Annotated in this window: 1 protein-coding gene; it reads right to left on the reverse strand. The window is 74.6% G+C overall.

The window, feature by feature from the left end:
- Nucleotides 1-16 precede the first annotated feature (16 nt).
- Nucleotides 17-1,487, reverse strand: a 1,471-nt coding sequence (locus tag ABD308_RS23685) for an APC family permease (protein ID WP_425554836.1), incomplete at its 5' end; no start/stop codon positions are given.

Genomic DNA, 1,487 nt, shown 5'->3' on the forward strand with positions numbered 1-1,487 from the left:
GTGCCCCGGCGGGGTCTCAGCGGGCGTCCGGCGCCCCCTCGGCGTCCGTGCCGCCGAGCCGGGCGTACACCTCCGGGCGGCGCGAGCGCAGCCGCAGGGCGAGGCCGACCCCGGCCAGGAACACCACCGGAACCACCGACACCAGCGGCCAGTTGACCTCGGGCCCGGCCGCCGTGAACAGGTCGAGGCGCCAGACCACCAGCCCGGTCGCGCCGCACAGCAGCACCGTGGAGAGCAGCGGGGAGATCACCGTGCGGAACCGGCCCGCGCTCGCCGCGGCCGCCCGGTCGCGCCGGAAGTACGCGTACACGGCGAGCCCGGCCAGCGCCTGGAGCAGCAGGATGCCCACCACGCCGGGGGAGTTCACCCAGAGGAAGAACTGGTTGTACGGGTCCGCCCCGATCAGCGCGGCCACCACGACGGCCGCCGCCGCCAGCAGGCTCTGGACGACGCCGCCGATCCACGGCGAGCGGTGCCGGGGGTGGATCCGCCCGAGCGCGGCCGGCGCGGCGCCCTCGGCCGCCAGCGCGTGGCCGTAGCGGGTGATGGTGTTGTGGAAGGCGAGCAGCGCGGCCAGCAGGCTGGTGACGATCAGGACGCGCTGGAGGTCCGTCGCCCAGCCGCCGACGTACTCCGTCATCGCGGTGAAGAACATCCCGGCCGGGTCGTCGGTCGCCGCGGCCACCGCCCCGGAGTCGCCGAAGGCCTGCACGATCGTCCAGGTGATGAAGGTGTAGAACAGCCCGAGGAAGGCGATCGCCGCGAACGTGGCCCGGGGCACCGTGCGGTGCGGGGTGCGGGCCTCCTCGCGGTAGATCGCGGTGGCCTCGAAGCCGACGAACGCCGCGAAGGACAGGCCGAGCACGCCGCCCATGCCGCCGGTGGCCATGTTCCCGGGCGCGAACGAGGCGAGCGAGAGGCCGTGCGCCCCGCCCCTGGCCAGGATCGCGACGGCGAGCACCAGCAGGATGCCGGTCTCGGCGATCAGCAGCGCGCCGAGCACCTTGGCGCCGAGGTCTATCGAGCGGTAGCCGAGGAACCAGACCACCGCGACCCCGAGCAGCGCCCACAGCGGCCAGGGCAGGTCCAGTCCGAGCAGGTCGTCGGCGGTCTCGTCGGCGAAGTAGCCGAAGGCGCCGAACATGCCGATCTGGATCGCGTTGTACGACAGCACCGCGAGCAGCGCGGCGCCGAGCCCGGCGGGCCGGCCGAGGCCCCGGGTGACGTAGGCGTAGAACGCGCCGGCGTTTCGCACGTGCGCGGCCATGGTGGTGAAGCCGACCGCGAACAGGGCCAGCACCAGGCCGGTGGCCAGGTAGGCGGCCGGGGCGCCGATGCCGCCGAAGGCGATCGCGAAGGGGGCGACGCCGGCCATCACGGTGAGCGGCGCGGCGGCGGCCACGACGAAGAAGACGATGTCGCCGGTGCCGAGGACACCGCGTTCCAGCCCGGGGGCAGGTGTCGTTGCCGTTGCCGTGGTGGGGGGC

The organism is Kitasatospora putterlickiae (assembly GCF_039527695.1).
GTDB classification, from domain to species: domain Bacteria; phylum Actinomycetota; class Actinomycetes; order Streptomycetales; family Streptomycetaceae; genus Kitasatospora; species Kitasatospora putterlickiae.